Origin of the sequence: Streptomyces sp. Tue6028, from assembly GCF_002300165.1 — a bacterium.
GTDB classification, from domain to species: Bacteria; Actinomycetota; Actinomycetes; order Streptomycetales; family Streptomycetaceae; genus Streptomyces; species Streptomyces siamensis.
On sequence record NZ_MLCE01000031.1, the window covers coordinates 239,533 to 256,700 of the forward strand.

At 73.3% G+C, this 17,168-nt stretch carries 10 protein-coding genes; 6 read left to right on the top strand and 4 right to left on the bottom strand.

All coding sequences use genetic code 11. The features are described 5' to 3' along the window. Positions 1–148: 148 nt before the first annotated feature. Positions 149–1,273 (top strand): ribosome small subunit-dependent GTPase A, encoded by a 1,125-nt coding sequence (gene rsgA, locus BKI49_RS29670; protein ID WP_095937337.1) that lies wholly within the window; start codon positions 149–151, stop codon positions 1,271–1,273. A gap of 311 nt (positions 1,274–1,584) precedes the next feature. Beyond that, positions 1,585–3,021 carry a DNA-3-methyladenine glycosylase 2 family protein gene (locus BKI49_RS29675; RefSeq protein WP_095937440.1) on the top strand — a complete coding sequence of 479 codons (1,437 nt, stop codon included), beginning with the start codon at positions 1,585–1,587 and terminating at the stop codon, positions 3,019–3,021. Between the two features lie 221 nt (positions 3,022–3,242). Here the strand turns inward: BKI49_RS29675 and BKI49_RS29680 are convergent, their stop codons facing one another. Continuing rightward, positions 3,243–3,611, bottom strand: coding sequence for a PPOX class F420-dependent oxidoreductase (locus BKI49_RS29680; protein ID WP_095937338.1), 369 nt, complete (start codon positions 3,609–3,611; stop codon positions 3,243–3,245). Positions 3,612–3,866: 255 nt separating this feature from the next. On the opposite strand from BKI49_RS29680, the gene BKI49_RS29685 reads away from it, so the two are divergent. Next, entirely contained in the window at positions 3,867–5,108 is a 1,242-nt protein-coding gene (locus BKI49_RS29685) for an SGNH/GDSL hydrolase family protein (protein ID WP_095937339.1), read from the top strand. Between the two features lie 8 nt (positions 5,109–5,116). Here BKI49_RS29685 and BKI49_RS29690 read toward each other — a convergent pair whose 3' ends face one another. From BKI49_RS29690 to BKI49_RS29700, 3 genes are all read right to left on the bottom strand, one after another. After that, positions 5,117–7,435: a glycosyl hydrolase family 95 catalytic domain-containing protein gene (locus BKI49_RS29690; protein ID WP_095937340.1), complete on the bottom strand. Its 2,319-nt coding sequence runs from the start codon at positions 7,433–7,435 to the stop codon at positions 5,117–5,119. Positions 7,436–8,099: 664 nt separating this feature from the next. Next, a complete protein-coding gene (locus BKI49_RS29695; RefSeq protein WP_095937341.1) occupies positions 8,100–8,582 on the bottom strand; it encodes a DUF456 domain-containing protein in 483 nt (160 codons plus the stop codon). A gap of 36 nt (positions 8,583–8,618) precedes the next feature. Then, positions 8,619–9,599, bottom strand: a complete 981-nt coding sequence (locus tag BKI49_RS29700; protein ID WP_095937441.1) for a helix-turn-helix transcriptional regulator — start codon at positions 9,597–9,599, stop codon at positions 8,619–8,621. 251 nt (positions 9,600–9,850) lie between these two features. On the opposite strand from BKI49_RS29700, the gene BKI49_RS29705 reads away from it, so the two are divergent. From BKI49_RS29705 to BKI49_RS29715, 3 genes are all read left to right on the top strand, one after another. Continuing rightward, positions 9,851–13,549 carry a S8 family peptidase gene (locus BKI49_RS29705; protein ID WP_095937342.1) on the top strand — a complete coding sequence of 1,233 codons (3,699 nt, stop codon included), beginning with the start codon at positions 9,851–9,853 and terminating at the stop codon, positions 13,547–13,549. A 200-nt stretch (positions 13,550–13,749) separates the two neighbouring features. Next, on the top strand, positions 13,750–15,363 hold the full coding sequence (locus BKI49_RS29710; protein ID WP_095937343.1) for a protein phosphatase 2C domain-containing protein: 1,614 nt from the start codon (positions 13,750–13,752) through the stop codon (positions 15,361–15,363). 62 nt (positions 15,364–15,425) lie between these two features. Continuing rightward, positions 15,426–17,168 carry a pyruvate dehydrogenase gene (locus BKI49_RS29715; protein WP_095937344.1) on the top strand — a complete coding sequence of 581 codons (1,743 nt, stop codon included), beginning with the start codon at positions 15,426–15,428 and terminating at the stop codon, positions 17,166–17,168.

Below are 17,168 nucleotides of genomic sequence, written 5' to 3' on the forward strand. Positions count from 1 at the left end.
GAGGAGGTGTGACCGATGGCTGTCGTTGCGATGGGCGCTGCCCGCATCCAGAAGTTCATCAAGTCCACCTCCGTGGCCGCCGGCTGACCTTCCTCTTTCCTCCGCGCCCGAGTGCGCGTGCCGGGGCCGCCCTTGTGAAGGGTCTCCCTTGACTTCCAGCTCCGCCTTCTCCGCTTCTGCTGCCTCCTCCACCCCCTCCGCCGCGGCCGCCCTCGCCCCCTACGGCTGGGACGACGCATGGGCGGACGAGTTCGCCCCGTACACCGCCGAAGGCCTCGTCGCCGGGCGGGTGGTCCGGGTCGACCGTGGTCAGTGCGACGTGGTCACCGCCGACGGGCCCCTGCGCGCGGACACCGCGTTCGTGACGCCGCACGACCCGATGCGGGTCGTGTGCACCGGTGACTGGGTCGCCGTCGAACCCTCGGGCAACCCGCGCTACGTGCGCACGTATCTGCCGCGCCGTACCGCCTTCGTACGCTCCACCTCCTCCAAGCGTTCCGAGGGACAGATCCTCGCCGCCAACGTCGACCACGCCGTGGTGGCGGTGTCCCTCGCCGTGGAACTCGACCTCGGCCGCATCGAACGCTTCCTGGCCCTGGCCTGGGAGTCCGGGGCGCAGCCGGTGGTCGTGCTCACCAAGGCCGACCTGGTGCCGGAGCCGGCGACGCTCGGACACCTCGTGCAGGACGTGGAGACGACCGCGCCGGGCGTCCCGGTGCTGACGGTCAGCTCCGCGACCGGCGAGGGCGTCGACGTCCTCGCGGCCGTCCTCGCCGGCGGCACGTCGGTCCTCCTCGGCCAGTCCGGGGCGGGCAAGTCCACGCTCGCGAACGCCCTGCTCGGCGAGGACGTCATGGACGTCCGGGCCACGCGGGACGTCGACGGCAAGGGCCGGCACACCACCACGACCCGCAACCTCCTCGCCCTGCCCGGCGGAGGCGTCCTCATCGACACTCCGGGGCTGCGTGGCGTCGGCCTCTGGGACGCCGAGACCGGCGTCGGGCAGGTCTTCGCCGAGATCGAGGAGCTCGCGGCCGACTGCCGCTTCACGGACTGCGCCCATGTCTCCGAACCCGGTTGCGCGGTGCTCGCGGCCCTCGACTCGGGTGCGCTCCACGAACGCCGCCTCGACAGCTACCGGAAGCTGCTGCGCGAGAACCAGCGGATCGTGGCCAAGACGGACGCACGGCTGCGCGCCGACATCCGCCGCGACTGGAAGCGCAAGGGGGCGGAGGGCCGGGCCGCCATGGAGGCGAAGCGAGGACGCTTCTAGCCCGGCCGGCTCGTCCCGCACCGTCCCGGTCGGCATGTGCCCCGGCCGGCCCGTGCCGCGAGCTCCAGCAGGGACCGGGCGGGGACCAGCGGGGATCGGCAGGGGCCGGCAAGGTCCCGCGAGGCGCCGGGGCGAGGTGGTCCGGGGCGGCGGCGAGGTGGTCCGGGCGGGGCCGAGGCGGTCCGGGGCGGCGGCGAGGGTTCCCCACGCCGCCGCGCCCCACGGCTCCGTCCCGCCCGCCGGCCCGCACCCAGCGTCATGTCCGAAATCCGCCGGACCCGTGCCGGGCGACGGCGCACACTGGGAGGGTGATCGACGAAGACACCAGGTACGAGGCCGTACGGAGCAGGGACGCCCGGTTCGACGGGGAGTTCTTCTTCGCGGTGGAGACGACCGGGATCTACTGCCGGCCGAGCTGCCCCGCCGTGACGCCGAAGCGGCAGAACGTGCGGTTCTACCCGACGGCCGCCGCGGCGCAGGGCTCCGGCTTCCGAGCCTGCCGCAGGTGCCGCCCGGACGCCGTGCCGGGTTCCGCGGAGTGGAACGTACGGGCCGATGTCGTCGGCCGGGCCATGCGCCTGATCGGGGACGGCGTCGTCGACCGCGAGGGGGTCGGCGGCCTCGCCGTGCGCCTCGGCTACAGCTCCCGGCAGGTGCAGCGGCAGCTCACCGCGGAGGTCGGCGCCGGCCCCGTCGCGCTGGCCCGTGCCCAGCGCGCGCACACCGCGCGCGTGCTGCTCCAGACCACCGGACTCCCGGTCACGCACATCGCGTTCGCGGCCGGGTTCGCCAGCGTGCGGCAGTTCAACGACACGATCCGTGCGGTGTACGCGTCGACGCCGAGCGAGCTGCGGGCCGCGGCGCCGCGCACCGGTTCCGACGTCCCGCGCGGGGCCACCCCTACCGCCGGGGTCCCCCTGCGGCTCGCCTTCCGGGGGCCCTACCAGTCCACCGACGTCTTCGACCTGCTCGCCGCGGAGGCGGTCCCGGGCATCGAGGACGTCGGCGGCCCGCACGGCGGGCGCACCTACCGGCGCACGCTCCGGCTGCCCTACGGAAGCGGCATCGCCGCGGTCGACGAGCGCCCGAGCGGTGCCCGGCGACGCCCCGGTCCCGCGGACGCGGCCCACCCCGGCGGCTGGCTCGACGCCCGGCTCCACCTCACCGACCTGCGCGATCTGACCACCGCCGTGCAGCGGCTGCGCAGGCTGTTCGACCTGGACGCCGACCCGTACGCCGTCGACGAGCGGCTGGGCGCCGATCCGCTGCTGGGCCCGCTGGTCGTCGCGCGGCCGGGCCTGCGGTCACCGGGCGCCGCCGACCCGGACGAGCTCGCGGTGCGCGCGCTGGTGGGGCGGACGGCGGCCGAGGAGCTGGTCCGCCGGTACGGGAAGGCGCTGGACGCCCCGTGCGGCACGCTCACGCATCTCTTCCCGGAACCGGCCGTGCTGGCGCAGGCCGAGCCGGACGGCCCCCTGGGCGCCCTGGCCGCCGCCCTTGCCGACGGCGCACTGAGGCTCGACCCGGGCGCCGACCGTGACGACGCCCACGAGACGCTGCTCGCGCTCGCGGGCATGGACGAGGACACCGCGGCCGTCATCCGCACCCGCGCGCTCGGCGATCCGGACGTGGCCCCGCCGGGGCAGGACGTGCCGGACGGCTGGCGGCCCTGGCGGTCCTACGCCGTGCGGCACCTGCGCGTGGCGCGGCAGCCGGGGGAGGAGCCGGGCCGGGACCGCACCGTCTGATCGGGAATCCGTGGGGACGGCGTGCGCAAACCGTCGGGACGAACCGTGGGGACGGCGTGCGCAAACCGTCGGGACGAACCGTGGGGACGGCGTGCGCAAACCGTCGGGACGAACCGTCGGGGCGGCAGGACGAAACCGTCGGGACGGCGTGGTGAATCCGTCGGGACGAACCGTCGTGACGGCACGATGGAGCCGACAGGACGAAGGACCGGCCGGACCGGTCAGTCCTCAAGTCCCCAGCTGTGGATCCGCTTCGGGTGGATGCGGATCAGTTCCTCACTGAAGTGCGGGCCCAACTCGTGGGGCCCGGTGAGCAGTTCGGCCTCCCCGCGAATGTCGACGCCACGCACCTGCCACGGCCGGAAGCTCACGATGTCGTCGACGACTAGGGCGACCTTCGGGTTCTTCTGCAGATTGCGCCACTTCTTCGTCGTGCCCAGCGCGTATCCGCCGACCAGGATCGTCCCGTCCTCCTGCGGGAAGAACCCGACGGGATTCGCCTGCGGCTGCCCGTGCGGGTCGACGGTGGCCAGTCGTCCCAGCCGCTGTGACGTCAGGTACGCGCGCTCGGCCGCGCTGAATTCGGTCATGGCGGCAGCCAAACACGCGCGTGCCCGTGGCGCATCGGACCTTCGGCCCAGGTCCTGCGCCGGAGGACCGCTCGCGCGGCACCTGCCCACCGGACCGTCCGGAGCGCTCTCGACGACCTCGGCAGGCCGTGCCCACCCGGCCTCCGCGGAGTCCGCCCGTCCGGTCTCCTGAACCGGTCCGCCGGTTCCCGCGGGGTGCGCCCAATGGTGTGACAGAGTGTTGAGCGGGCCGACGGCCAGGGAATCGATGCCCTCATGACCCGCGCGATCAAGGTCCGGCATCTCCTGGCCGCTCTGGTGACCACCGTGGTTCTCGCGCCGCCGCACGCGAACGCGGACACGGGGGAGTTCCCGGACCGGGCGGCCGCCGGGGCGCGCGGCCCGGCGTGGACCGGCACGTGGGAGGCGGCCGCCTCCGGCACCGCCGACGCCCTGCCCGGTGCCTCGATCCGCAACGTCGTGCACACCAGTGTCGGCGGACGTGCGGCCCGCGTCCGCCTGTCCAACCGGCTCGGCACGGCACCCCTGCAACTCGGCTCCGTGACCCTCGCGTTGCGGCGCCCCGGCGCGAAGGCCGGCCCGCGGGCCGTCGCGGGTTCGATGCGCAAGGTCACCTTCTCCGGTGCCGGATCGGTGACGATCCCCGCGGGCAGGGACGTGGTCAGCGACCGCGTCGACCTCACGGTCCCCGCCGATGCCGACCTGCTCGTCTCGGTGCACACGCCCGTCGACTCCGGCCCCGCGACGTACCACCGCTCCGCGCTCCAGCCCAACTTCGTGGCGGTCCGGGGCGACCGCACGGCCGACGAGAGCGGCGCCGCGTACACCACCACCCTCAACAACTGGTACTACGTCACCGGCGTCGACGTGCTCGGTTCCACCGTCGGCAGCGTCGTCGCGCTCGGGGACTCCCTCACGGACGGCACCGGTTCGACGTTCGGTGCCAACCACCGCTGGCCCGACCGGCTCGCCGACCGGCTGAGCACCCTGCCCGTGCACCGTCGGCTCGGTGTCCTCAACGCGGGCATCGCCGGGAACCGGATCCTGCTCGACGGCCGCGGCCCGAGGGCCCTGTCCCGGCTCGACGCCGACGTCTTCTCTCGCACCGGCGTCCGCTCGATGATCGTGCTGCAGGGCATCAACGACATCAAGGGCCCACCGGAGCAGACGGATCCGCGTGTCATCGAGGACGCCTACCGTCTGATCGTGCGCCGTGCCCACGCCCACGGCATCCGCGTCGTCGGCGCGACGATCACCCCGTACGGCGGTCACAGCGCGTACACGCGGGCCCGTGAGGCCGCGCGGCAGGCGGTCAACGCCGCCATCCGCACACGCGGCCTCTTCGACGCGGTCGCGGACTTCGACGCCACCGTCCGTGACCCGGCCCACCCGAGCCGCATCCGCCCCGGCTACGACCCCGGCGACCACCTCCACTTCAACGACTCGGGCATGAAGGCGCTGGCCGACACCGTCGACCTCACGGCGCTCGCGCCCTGAACCGCTCGCTACGCGGGCTGCCCCCACCGAGGAGCGGCCTCGGCCGGCCGGACCGGTGCGACGGTGAGGTCCGGGCGGTCGCCCCGCGCGGTGATCAGCGCCGACTCGCCCTTGCGCAGGGCGATGCGGATCGCGCCGTCGCCCGCGTCGGTGGTGTGCAGGGGCCGCCCGTGACCGTCGCGGACCTCGACCGGTCCCGTGATGCCGTGCCGTACGACGCAGGGCGCCCCCGCCTCGCTGAACAGCCGTACCCAGCGGGTCGTGCCGCCCGAGCGGACCGCCGAGAGCAGGAAGGCGCCCTGGGTACGGAAGTCGTGGACGGTGAGGTCGCGCCAGGCGGCGGGCAGGGCGGGAAAGACGCGGACGACTCCGCCCCACGACTGGCAGACCATGTCGTGCAGGGACTGGGCGGCGGAGAGCGGGGTCTCGATGACCGGGCCCGACTCCTTGTACATGGTGTTGGGCTGGATGAACCGGGTCATCAGCTCGCCCAGGTACGCGAGCGCGTCCTCGCCCTTGCCGAGCAGCGCGGACATCGACGCGGCGCCGGTGAAGGTGTAGCCCTGGAGGGCGCCCTCGAAGCCCACCCAGTGCGCCAGCGACCTCTCGATCAGGGCGCGTTCGTCGGGTGTGCGGCCGGTCAGCTCGTACAGCGGGTACACGGCGAGCAGGTGCGAGTAGTGGCGGTGCGACTTCGCGAACGGGATGTCGGCGCCGATCATGAAGCCGTTGGCGTCGGTCGGGTAGTCCACCCGCCGGGCGAGCACCTCGCGCCAGCGGGGCGCCGACTCGTCGTCGACACCGAGGAGTTCGGCGGACTCCAGGAGCGTGCGGCAGCCCCATGTCAGCAGCATCAGGTCGTAGTTGCAGTCGCGGGTGTTGCCGCCGTACTCGGGGGAGAAGGTCGCCGGGAGGTGGAGCCGGCCGTCCGTGCCCGGTTCCAGGAAGTGCAGGTAGTAGTTGACCGCCTTGCGCAGGAGCGGGAAGAGGACGTCGCGCAGGATCGACTCGTCCATGGTGTGGCGGTAGCTGAGCCAGACGTTGTGCAGGGCCCAGGTGAGGTTGCCGACCTCGGGGGTCGGCGGGTCCTGGCCCGGGATGCCGACGCCGTAGCCGGTGAGGGTGCCGGCCGCGCCGTTGACGAGCTGCGGGTCGGTGGTGCGCGGGATGCCGAGCGAGTCGCCCCGGTACCGCGCCGCCACCTCCTTGGCGAGGTTGTCCCGGAATTCGCCCAACGCCCTGGTCACCGCGTCGAGTTCGAGGTGGTTGGAGCCGTGGATCAGCCAGTACTCCAGTTGGACGTTGAGGTTCCACCAGGTGTTCGGCCACGGCGTGGGCTCCAGCCAGGGTCCGCTGGTGGCCATCACGGGGGCGTCCCGGCGGGCGGCGGACGCCGTCTTGTACAGCTGGATCCAGTAGAAGCGCTGGAGGCGCGCGTCGGGCAGGGAGAGGAAGCTCTTGCGGTAGTAGGCGTGCCACCGGGCGCGATGCGTCCGTGCCAGCCCGTCGTACGTCAGGGCGGAGGCGCCGCGCACGGCGGCGACCGCCCGCTCCGGCGCCGTGGACTTCGGGTAGGAGTGGGCGACATGGACGTACAGGGTGCGCGTGCCGCCCCTGGTCCGCTCCCGCCACGCGGTCGCGTGTCCGCCGCCCGACAGCAGCGGCTGCACGGCGGTGAGGACGCCGTCGCGCTCCACGACCTCGGCGGGCGGGTTGCCCCGGTAGCCGTCCGGCAGCGGTTTGAACGCGGCGCGCGGGCTGATGGCGTCCGCCGGGTGGAACACCCAGCGGAAGTCGCGCTCGCCGTCGCTGGGCGTCACCTCCACGGCGAGCACCGAACGGGAGTCGTGGACCAGTGCGCGCAGGGTCAGCGTGCCCCTGTCGGTGGTGAGCGTGCCGGTGAGTTCGGCGTCCTCCAGCCGCAGCCGCCAGTCCAGGCCGGTGATCGTGCCGGCCGGCTCCAGCGTGAACCAGCCGATGGGCAGGCGGGCGAGTCCGAAGAGCGAGCCGAACTCGGGGCGGTGGTCCTGCACCTCGGAGTGCTGCACGTTGAAGCGCACGGCCCTGGTCTCGGCGCCCGGTTCCGCGTAGATGCCGGAACCGAGGAAGCCGTTGCCGAGGAACGGGCCCTCGTACCAGGTGCGCGGCATGCGCTGCCAGACCAGGTCGGCGTCGTCGAGGACCGCCGTCCACGGGTCGGAGGCGGTGCTGTCCGGCTCGGCGGCCCCGGTCCGCGTCTGTGCCCGGGCCTGCGGACCGCCCGCCAGCAGCGCACCTCCCAGGGCGGGGCCGGTGGCGAGCACGGTACGTCTGGACGGGCTGGGCATGGCGCCTCCTGGCGACTCGTACGGCAACACACGCACGGTGATTCATCGGAGCTATCCCGGAAGGCAACGTAGAGATGGTGCGGTAGCCCGTCAATGGTCCGGGAGAGATCCGATGTGTTGATGCGTACGTGAACGGCGGCCGGATGGTTGCACGCAGGCACGCTTCCGGCACCGCTCCCGAGTCCCTCGGCCCGGGTGCCGGCTCCCGGGCCCCGATCCCGGGCTCTCGGCCCCGCTCCTGGCCTGCTGCCGCCGGTCCCGGCTCATCGACGACCCGGCCCCGCTCCTCGGTCCCGGCTCCTCGACGACCCGGCCCGGCTCCTCGTCCCCGGCCTGTCGACCCTGGCGTCAGCTCGTTGGCCTCGTCCCAGGCTCCGCCGCCCCGGTCCCGGCTCCTGTGAGGGGCGTCCACGGCCCCGTCGGGGTCTCGGCACCCCGGCCCGACGCCGGGCCCACGTCCCGGCGCTCTGCCCCCGGTCCCACGGCGGTCCGCAGCCGTGGGACCGGCTTTCCCGGCGGTCCGCAGCCGTGGGACCGGCTTTCCCGGCGGTCCGCAGCGGTGGGACCGGCTTTCCCGGCGGTCCGCAGCGGTGGGACCGGCTTTCCCGGCGGTCCGCAGCCGTGGGACCGGCTTTCCCGGCGGCCCGCAGCCAGGGGACCGGGCTCAGCCCCAGATCACTGCCCCCAGCCACGCCCCCAGGATCAGCAGGCAGGCGAAGAACTCCGTCAGGACGCTCCAGCCGCCCGCCCGCATCAATGTCCGTACCGCCGTGCCGGCCTGTCCGTGCCCGCCCAGCCGGCGCCGTTCGCACAGGTAGACGCCGCCGAGGAAACCGGGTATCGCGCCGACCACCGGCACCAGGAGGAAGCCGAGCAGCGCCCCGAGACCGGCGTACACCGCCGTACGGGTGGTGGCGCCGCTCGCACGCAGCCGCCGCGGCGGGAGCGCCCAGCGGATCGCCCGGGACAGCAGCAGGACCCCGGTCGCGCCGACCAGCACCCCCCACGACAGGGCACGCGGGTCCTCCAGCGCCCACCACGCGACCGCGGCCCAGACCAGCCACGAGCCCGGCACACCGGGCACCAGTACTCCGGCCAGGCCGAGCAGCATCACCACGCCGACCGGCAGGAGTTCCCACGCTCCCATCTGCCCAGGGTGCCGGAGCGAACGGGAAGCCGCAGGTCAGTCCCGCGCCACCCAGCCCCGCTCGTACGCGTGCCAGCCGAGCTGGAGCCGCGTCGTCACCCCCGTCAGCTCCATCAGCCGCTTCACCCGGCGCTGCACGGTCCTCAGCCCCAGATCCAGCTGCTTGGCGACGCTCGCGTCGGTGAGCCCGGCGAGCAGCAGCGACAGGATCTCCAGGTCCGTGCCGTCCGGCCCGTCGGGTTCCTGCTCCAGCACGCCCCGGCTGCCGATCCGCAGGGGCAGCGCGTCCCGCCACACCGAGTCGAAGAGCCCGGACAGCAGCTCCAGCAACCCGCTCGCGTGCACGACCAGCGCGGAGGGCTCCGCCGTGTTCGAGGTGAGGGGGACCATCGCCAGCGCCCGGTCGGCGATGACCAGCTTGGTGGGGACCTGGTCCACGACCCGTACCTGTTCGTCCCGGCCGAGCGCCGCGGACAGCTCGGTGATCCCGGTCGGCTTGTCGAGGACCGCGCGCTCGACGACCACCCGGAAACCGACGCCCCGCCCGACGGCCTGCTCCTCGGCGTCGTTGTCCATGCCGGAGACGGCCACGGGGTTCCCGGTGACCAGCGCGCACACCTCCTCGCTCGCCCCCAGCTGGAGCTGGAGGAAGCGCTGGGAGACGGCTGCCGCGCCCATCACCACCTCGACCAGGTCGTGCGCGGCGGGCTCCGCCGCCTGCGCGCGGTACTCCTCGGCGAGCAGCGCGGCCGCCAGCTCCGCCTTCTCCAGCTCGTGCCGCTGCTGGGTGAGCAGCGCGCCGAGCGCGACACCCGGCGGCGCGGCGACCCAGCGCCCGGGCCGGGCCGACGACTGCGCCGCAAGTCCGTGCCGCTCCAGCCGGCGCAGGGCGCGCTCCGTGTCGTACTCGCCGAGTGTGAGCCGTCGCGCGAGATCGGGCACGTCGGCGGCGCCCACGGACACGAGCGCCCGGTAGGCCGACTCGTGCGTCTCGTCCAGACCTATCGCTCCCAGCATGCGGCGAAGTCCCTCCCCGAGGATGCGTTCCGGCCGGTCGGTGGCGTCCATGGCGGGAAACAGCCACGGCGCAAACCCGCCTGGGCACATCATCGCCGCACCACCCGCCTCTCTGCCAAGCTCACGCCACCGCAGCATCAACCACCGCCCGTAATGCCCTCCTTGGGCCTTCTTGGCCTGCGCGGACACGGTCTCACCGGCTCGTCCGGGCGCCGGCGGACACGGGTGGAGCGATCTTGGGGAGTGGGATTTTGGGGAAGACGACCGTCCGTACGGCACTGGGCGCGGCGACCGCCGCCGTCCTCGCCGTCACGGCAGCCGTGCCCGCAGGGGCCGCACACGACACGAAGAAGCCGCTGACCGGAAGCGGGGCCGCCGCCTCGGGTTCCGTCGTCACGCTCGTCACCGGCGACCGCGTCCTGGTGACGAAGGACGGGGCGACCGCCCTTCCCGGCGACGACGGCAGCACTCCCTTCACACAGACCCGCCGGTCCGGCGAGGACCTGTACGTCTATCCCGCGGGAGCCGTCGCCGCCGTCGCCGCCGACCGCGTGGACGAGGAACTCTTCAACGTCACCGGCCTGGTCCGGCAGGGCTACGACGACGCCCACAGCGCGACCCTGCCGCTGATCGCCACGTACCGGGCGTCGGCCGCCCGCGCGGTCCCGGCCACGCCGCGCGGCGCCGAACGCGGTGTCGCCCTCGAACCGATCGACGGCGTCGCGCTCAAGGCCGACAAGAAGAAGGCCGCGGACTTCTGGGCCGACATCACGAACTCCCGCTCCCGCGCCGCGGACGGGCTGAAGAAGCTGTGGCTCGACGAGAAGGTCCGGGCCACCCTGGACCGCTCGACCCGGCAGGTGCACGCCCCCGAGGCGTGGGCTGCGGGCTACGACGGCAAGGGCACCAAGGTCGCCGTCCTGGACACCGGTGTCGATGCCGAACACCCCGACCTCAAGGGCCGGATCACCGCCTGGGAGAACTTCACGGACTCGCCGGACACGAGCGACCGCCAGGGGCACGGCACGCACACCACGTCCACCGTCGGCGGCACGGGCGCGGCGAGCGACGGCAGGAAGAAGGGTGTCGCCCCCGGCGCCGACCTGCTGAACGGCAAGGTCCTCAACGACTCCGGCTCGGGCGCGGAGTCGTGGATCATCGCCGGCATGCAGTGGGCCGTCGACCAGGGCGCCGACGTCGTCTCGATGAGCCTCGGCAACCCGGCCCGCACCGACTGCACCGACCCGATGAGCGCGGCCACGCAGCAACTCGCCGAGTCCAGCCGCGACACGCTCTTCGTCATCGCGGCCGGCAACACCGGCCCCTCCCTCAACTCGGTCTCCTCGCCCGGCTGCGCGCCCGGCGTCCTCACCGTCGGCGCCGTCGACCGCGACGACTCCACGGCGTCCTTCTCCAGCCGCGGCCCGGCCTACGGCTCGCACACGCTGAAGCCGGAGATCACCGCGCCCGGTGTGGGCATCTCGGCCGCCAACGCGGGCGGCCGCGGCGTCTACGCCTACCGGTCCATGAGCGGCACGTCGATGGCCACCCCGCACGTGGCGGGCGCCGCCGCGATCGTCAAGCAACGCCACCCCGACTGGGACGCGCAGCAGATCAAGGCCGCCCTCGTCTCCTCCGCGGACACCGGCATCCCCGGCGACGTCCGCGAGACCGGCGGCGGACGGCTCGACGTCAAGGCCGCGATCGACCAGATGGTGCTGGGCGCGCCCGCCGTGCAGGGCGGCAGCTTCGCCTGGCCGCAGGACGCCGGCGACCGCAGGACCGTCACGGTTCCCTACACCAACACCGGCCACGAACCAGTCGAGTTGAAGCTGTCCGTCGGCCGGGTCACCGGCAACGACGGTTCCCCCGTGCGCTCGTCGGTCGCCCGGCTCGGCAGCCGCTCGGTGACCGTCCCCGCCGGCGCCACCGTCGAGGTACCGCTCGAACTCGACCCGAACGCGCCTCTGAGCCGCGCCCAGTACGGCGATGTCACCGGCCGTGTCCTCGCCACCGCCGACGGCGTCTCGGTCTCGACCCCCTTCTCCCTCTACGTCGAACCGGAGACCGTCACGCTGCGGGTCAAGCTGGTCGACCGGCTCGGCCGTGCCGCCACGTCCGGCTCGTCCGTCGACCTCATCGGCACCGACGACGCGAGCGGCGAGCGGCGCTTCAACGAGGGCGCGAACGACCAGACGTACCGCGTACGCCCCGGCAGCTACTTCCTCTCCAGCTTCATCGCCACCCCGGCGACCGCGGGAACCCTGATCGACTCCCTGTCCTACCTGGCCCGCCCGCAGCTGGAGATACGCAAGGACACCACCGTCGTCCTCGACGCCCGCACCGCCCACCGGCTGAGCATCAGCACCGACAAGGAGTCCGAACTCCGCGGCGCCACCCTCGGGTTCGCCCGTTCCTGGGACGACACCTGGCTGCACGCCGGGACGGCCGCGGGCGGACGCTCGGTGCGCGGCTACTACGCCTCCGTCGAGGGGCGGGCGAGCGACGGCACCTTCGAGTTCGACAGCTTCTGGCGCGCCGCGGCCCCGCAGATCTCCGAACTCGCCGTCGTGGGCGGCCCGACGCTGCACCCCGTGACCGGTTCCACCAACTCCGCCAACCTCGACGGCACCGGACAGGCCCCCCTCGTGGACGCCAAGTCCGGTACGGCACAGGACCTCGCCGGCGCCAAGGGGAAGATCGCCCTCGTCGAACTGCCGGACGGCGGGAGCGCCACGGCCGTCGCGTCGGCGGCGAAGGCGGCGGGCGCGCTGGCGGTCCTCGCCTACCGTGAGGCGCCCGGCCGCTGGTACCCCGCCACCGGCTTCACCGGCGGTCCGCTGCCGGTCCTCGCCGTACCCGCCGAGGAGGCCGAGGCGCTGCTCGCCGCCGGTGACGTGACCCTGCGCTGGAAGGCCACCGCGAAGAGCCCGTACGTCTACAACCTGGCCTTCCCGGAGACGGGTCAGATCCGCGACGCCCGCACCTACCGGGTCCACGACCGTGAACTGGCCGCCACCAGCGCCACCTACCGCGCGGTGGGCACCGTCGCCGACTACGTCGACCTGCCCTCCGTCACGCGCCCGAACGGACTCGGCGGCTTCTTCGGCGACCTGGAGACCGTGCCCGCGCCGTTCAGCCGCACCGAGTACTACTCGGCCGGCACCACCGGCTGGGGACACCAGGTGTCCAGCAGCTTCCCCTGGGGCGAGTTCATGATCGACCCGGTGCGCAGCTACACGAAGGGCGAACGGCGGACCGAGGAGTGGTACGGCGGAGTCCTCTCGCCGGTGGCCCCCCTCGACTCCTCCGGGGAGCAGGCGCTCGCCGCCGAACGGCAGGGCAACCTGATCGGCATGGCTCCCGGATTCTGGGGTGACGCCCAGCACCAGGGAATCCAGGGCGGGTTCGGTGACATCGGCTCCATGCAGTTGCAGCGCGACGGCGAGACGATCGGCGAAAGCTCCGTCCCCTACGGGGTGTTCGAGGTCCCGGCCGACGACTCCGCGTACGCCCTCACCCTGCACACGATGAAGATCGGCTCGCGCGTCTGGCACCGCTCCCCGCAGACCGTCACCACCTGGTCGTTCCGCTCGCACCTCGACGAGAACGCCTACTCGCAGGGCATCCCGCTGCTCTTCCCGCGCTACGGCCTGCCGGAGGACGGCCTGAAGACCCTGCCGGCCGAGGACGGTCAGCGGATCACGCTCACCGCGACAGGTCACGCGGGCTACCGGCCGGGCACGCTCACCTCGGTGAAGCTGTCGTACTCGTACGACGGCGGAGAGACCTGGAAGCAGGCCACGACCACCCGCGACGGCGGCAAGTGGACCGCGACCGTCGATCACGGCGGAGCCCAGGGTGAGCAGGTCACCCTCAGGACCGAACTGACCGACAGCAACGGCAACTCGGTCGTCCAGACCGTGACCCGGGCCTACGACGTGCGCTAGGCCCTGGGCCCACCGGAACGCCGCCGGACGGTCCTCCCGTGGGGGGTGGGGCCGTCCGGCGGCCTGCTGTGCGCACGACCGCGCCCCGGTCGCAACACCGTTCGAGGCGTCGTCCGACATGCCGTTCGACAGCCAGTCCCTTGGCCGGTTTTTCCGGATGCCCCGTTTTCATCCGGCCCCCGCGGTGGACAATTAGGGGCATGAGCCAGCAGGGGGAGAAGCCCACCGGTCATGAGGACGACTGGTGGAGGCAGTTGTACGACGACTCCACCGAGGACACGGGACCCGCCACCGCGGCCGATTCCCTGGACGACCGGTTCGCCTCGGCCGCCGGGACGGTCGAGCTGCGGTCCGGCCCGGGACCGGACACGCCCGCGGCCGATGTCCCGTCCCCGCCGGAGCGGCCCCCCGCGGTGCCCGGGCAGCGCGGTGACGGCCGTTCCCACCCCGGCCGGTGGGAGCGCCACGACCCGCCCGCGGCACCTCCCGAGGCCGAGACCCCGCTCCGGCGCAGCGGCCTCACCCGGGAGCCCGCCCCCTGGGAGCCCCCGCCCCCCGGACCGCCCGCACCCGCCGCCTTCCCGCCCGGGCCCACACCACCGGGATTCCGCCCGCAGGAGCCCCCGAGCGACGCCCGGCCGGAGGCGGGCGACCTCGGGCCCGGCCCCGCGCCGCTCGCGCAGGTACCCGCGTCGAGAACGCCCGCCGACCCACCGCCCCTGCCCCCGGCTCCGCCGCCCGTACCCCCTGTGGTCCCGGAGGACGCCCCGCTCCCCGCCGCGGCGCCGTCCGCCGCACCGGAGGAGGCTTCCGCCCGGGAGACCGTCCTCGACCCACCCCCCGCGCCGCCCTCCGTCGGGCACGTCGGCTCCGGCCCGCCCACCTATGCCGCCGAACCCACCGCGCTCCCGCCCGCCGATCCGGACGACCTCGGCGACCTCGTCGCCGACACGGTCCTGGACGGCGCCCGCTACGGGACCAGCACCCTGCGGGCCGTGTCCGCGCGCGGCGACTCCGCCCGCTACCGCGGTGAGCCGCGCAGGGACTCGCTCCTCACCGCCCGCTTCGGGACGGGGGAGCAGGCACTGGTCCTGGTGGCGATGGCGACCGGGGCACGCGCCACGCCCGGCGCCCATCGGGCGGCCGCCGAGGTGTGCCGGTGGATCGGACAGGCCGTGGGCCGCAGCCACGCCCGGCTGGCCGAGGACATCCGGGCCGCCCGGCGCGGCGACCTGAAGTCCGGACTGCACCGGCTCACCGACCGCAGCCTCGGCAGGCTCCGGGCGAGCGCGGCCGAGCAGGGCATCGAACCGGAGGAGTACACCGCCGGTCTGCGCTGCCTGCTGCTGCCCGCCGATCCGCAGTGCCGCACCCGGGTGTTCTTCGGCGTCGGCGCCGGCGGACTGTTCCGGTTGCGGGACGGCGAGTGGCAGGACATCGAGCCGCGCGTCGCCGAGGCCACCGGCGAGCCCGTCGTCGGCTTCGGATCGCTGCCCCACGAGACGCCCGAGGGGGACCGGCTCACCATGGACCTGGGCATCACCACACCCCCGAGCCCCTACGAACCGGCCCCCGAGCCGCCGCGCGACCCGTTCCGCTTCCGCGCCTCGGTCGCCCGCCCGGGTGACACCCTGCTGCTGTGCAGCGCGGGCCTCGCGGACCCGCTGCGCGGCGAACCCGGACTAGCCGAGCACCTGACGACGCGGTGGTCGGCAGCACAGCCGCCCGGTCTCGCCGCGTTCCTCGCCGACACACTGGTACGGGTCAAGGGCTACGCCGATGACCGTACGGCCGCGGCCGTTTGGGAGGCGTAACCGTGCGCCGTGTGAATTCATGGACCCAAGGGATCCGAGGAGCACAAAGGGGTGCGTGAGGCATGGCCAAGCAGAACGTCGCCGAACAGTTCGTCGACATCCTCGTCCGCGCGGGCGTCGAGCGCCTGTACGGGGTGGTCGGCGACAGCCTGAACCCGGTCGTCGACGCGATCAGGCGCAACTCCGCCATCGACTGGATCCACGTCCGGCACGAGGAGACGGCGGCGTTCGCCGCGGGCGCCGAGGCCCAGATCACCGGGAAGCTCACGGCCTGCGCCGGCTCCTGCGGCCCCGGCAACCTGCACCTCATCAACGGCCTGTACGACGCCCACCGCTCCATGGCCCCCGTCCTGGCCCTCGCCTCGCACATCCCCTCCAGCGAGATCGGTCTCGGCTACTTCCAGGAGACCCACCCCGACCGGCTCTTCCAGGAGTGCAGCCACTACAGCGAACTGATCTCCAGCCCGAAGCAGATGCCCCGGGTCCTGCAGACCGCCATCCAGCACGCCGTCGGCCAGTCCGGCGTCAGCGTCGTCACGCTGCCCGGTGACATCGCCGACGAACCGGCCCCGGACAAGCCCGTCGAGACCGCGCTCGTCACCTCGCGGCCCAGCGTCCGCCCCGGCGACACGGAGATCGACAAGCTCGTCGCGATGATCGACGAGGCGGAGAAGGTCACCCTGTTCTGCGGCAGCGGCACGGCCGGCGCGCACGCCGAGGTCATGGAGTTCGCCGGGAAGATCAAGTCCCCGGTCGGGCACGCGCTGCGCGGCAAGGAATGGATCCAGTACGACAACCCGTACGACGTCGGCATGAGCGGGCTGCTCGGCTACGGCGCCGCCTACGAGGCCACCCACGAGTGCGATCTGCTGATCCTGCTCGGCACCGACTTCCCGTACAACGCCTTCCTGCCCGACGACGTCAGGATCGCCCAGGTCGACGTGCGGCCCGAGCACCTGGGCCGTCGCTCCAAGCTGGACCTCGCGGTCTGGGGCGACGTGAAGGAGACCCTGCGCTGTCTGATCCCGCGCGTGAAACCCAAGGGGAACCGGCGCTTCCTGGACAAGATGCTGAAGAAGCACGCGGACGCCCTCGAAGGAGTCGTCAAGGCGTACACCCGCAAGGTCGAGAAGCATGTGCCGATCCACCCCGAGTACGTCGCCTCGGTCCTCGACGAACTCGCCGACGAGGACGCGGTGTTCACCGTCGACACCGGCATGTGCAACGTCTGGGCCGCCCGCTACATCTCGCCCAACGGCAGCCGCCGGGTCATCGGTTCGTTCTCGCACGGCTCGATGGCCAACGCGCTGCCGATGGCGATCGGCGCGCAGTTCACCGACCGCAAGCGACAGGTCGTGTCGATGTCCGGCGACGGCGGATTCACCATGCTGATGGGAGACTTCCTCACCCTCGTCCAGTACGACCTGCCGGTGAAGGTCGTCCTGTTCAACAACTCCTCGCTGAGCATGGTCGAGCTGGAGATGCTGGTCGCCGGGCTGCCCTCGTACGGCACCTCGAACAAGAACCCCGACTTCGCGGCGGTGGCCCGCGCCTGCGGGGCGTACGGCGTCCGCGTCGAGAAGCCGAAGCAGCTCGCCGGTGCCCTGAAGGACGCCTTCAGCCACAAGGGTCCGGCTCTCGTCGACATCGTCACCGACCCCAATGCCCTCTCCATCCCACCGAAGATCAGCGCGGAGATGGTGACGGGCTTCGCGCTGTCGGCGTCGAAGATGGTGCTCGACGGAGGCGTCGGACGGATGGTGCAGATGGCCCGCTCGAACCTGCGCAACGTGCCGCGGCCGTAG